This is a genomic window from Myceligenerans halotolerans (assembly GCF_054782975.1).
This window is the reverse complement of the sequence record NZ_BAAGRL010000036.1, coordinates 1-2,302: the sequence shown is the minus strand read 5'-3', so window position 1 is coordinate 2,302 and position 2,302 is coordinate 1. Positions and strand designations below refer to the sequence as shown.

Here is a 2,302-nt window from a genome sequence, read left to right as displayed (position 1 = left end):
ACAACCGACACAGGTGTTCAAGTAGAGAATACTAAGGCGTTGAGATAATACCGCATAAGGAACTCGGCAAAATGCTCCCTAACACTCGATAATAAGGGAGACCACTTAAAAAGTGGTGGCACATAATAGGGAGGGGCGACTGTTTACCAAAAACACCGGTATCTGCTATATAAAATATATGTTGTATAGATACTGAATCTTGTCCAATGCCAAGAGTCTAAAACTAGTCTGTAATTAGCAGACAGTTGAAACTTAGGTGAATGACCGTCTTAACTATAAGGATGTTAAAGTAGCGAAATTCATTGTTCGCTAAATACGATCCTGCATGAATAGATTAACGATCCCTCCACTGTCTCATGCGGTACCTCAGTGAAATTGGTTTAGCCGTGCAGATACGGTTTATGTGCAAGAGGACACGAAGACCCTATACAGCTTTACTATAGCTAGTTATTGTAATCGTCTTAATGATTTAGAAGGTAGTCGTTAGACGCAAATGAAATACCTTTATTCATTAATGATAGTTGCTATGCTTAATAAGCTAATATGACTAGTGGGTAGTTTAACTGGGACGGTTTCCTCCAATAAAGTATCGGAGGACCTCGAAGGTATGCTGATGTTAGATGGAAGCTAACGTGTCATGAGGACACACAAAAGCCCATAGGTATATGCATGCTTGACTGCAAGACCGATAAGTCGAAGCAGATACTTAAGTAGGACTAAGTGATCCGCTAGTGCTATATGGATAGGCTAGCGCTCAAGAGATAAAAGTTACGCTAGGGATAACAGGGTTATAGCGCACGAGAGTTCATATTGTCGGCGCTGTTTGCCACCTCGATTACATATTTGAGTTTAGTCGAGACATAAATCAGGTGAATTGCAAGAAACTCTTAGGAAACTGAGACAATTTGCAGCCAAGTTCAGTCGAGTATTAATAAGACTGAAAAGGTTCAACGACTAGAAGGTGAGTAATACTAACAATAATCCTTCCAAGAGCGCCTGACAATTACTAAAAAGTACATTTATTGTTTTTAGCAATAAATACATATAGACTCTACTACAATTAGTAGTATTGAGTACCTCTGATAATACTATAACGAAATAAAAATGAATAACAATAACATTAAGAATACTCGGGATGGACATCATCTGAATTCTAAGTACTGGCAGGATTATAAGAATAGTCTGCCAATGATGAGTAATTTTCTGTTCCAAGTAGCTCTGGGTATGGTCCTTGGAGATGCAACCATGTACCGAGTAAGTCGGGAAGCTATTATTAAGTTTGAGCAAGGTGCTATCCAAAAGGATTTTCTATTCCATGTATTCAAGCTATTTTCAGAATATTGCTTTATGCTCGTTCCTGGAACACGTCTACATCTTCGCGGAGTTAATATCGGGCAAATTAAGAGTTATTGGTTTAAGACCTTCTCTCATCCTACTTTTTCAGTACTCTGGGAACTTCTTTTCGTTGATGGGAAGAAGGTTATTCTCGAAGGACTGATTCTCAATCATCTTACTGATGTAGGGCTCGCGTATTGGATCATGTGTGATGGTAGTCTAGACGGGCGTATTATGATTCTACACACTCAGGGGTTTACTCTTGAGGAAAATAATATCATTAGTAATGAACTAAACATTAAGTTTGGATTCAACACTAAGGTTGTACCTCATAAGCATAAGTACTTTGTGATTCAGTTTAGTGGTAAGGATGCTAATAAGCTCCATGAGATCCTTAAGGATAATCTTATCCCAAGTATGATGTACAAGCTACCAAAGAAGTAATTGATGACATAGTCTAATTCGCTGGGTAACTAGTGATGTGATATTAAAAATTTACACTATATTAATCCCCTTAATATAGATTAATAATGGTCGACTCATCTTATCCTCCCGGTGCATTAGCTGGGAAGGGTTCTGCTGTTCGCAGATTAAAAAGGTACGTGAGTTGGGTTCAATACGACGTGAGTCAGTATGGTTTATATCCTTTGCACATAAGAATAGTCAAATCAGAATCAGTCTTTAGTACGAAAGGACCAAGATCTGGTGCATCTCTGGTGTACCTTCTGTTGATATTAAAATTAGCATCGAAGGGTAGCTATATGCATAATGAATAAGAACTGAAAGCATCTAAGTTTGAAGTCAATCTGTATTTGACTTAAATGGCTAGAAGTAGACTACTTCTTGATAGGTCACATGTGTACGTACTGTAAAGTATTTAGCTAAGTGATACTAATAGCCTTATTACTCACACCTACCATATTACCCTAAAATATTTCTATATACTATTTTAATTAGTATATAAAAG

Annotated in this window: 1 rRNA gene; it reads left to right on the top strand. The window is 37.5% G+C overall.

The window, feature by feature from the left end:
- Nucleotides 1-2,237, top strand: a 23S ribosomal RNA gene (locus tag ACYVK5_RS21070); the annotation flags it as partial.
- Nucleotides 2,238-2,302: the final 65 nt, after the last annotated feature.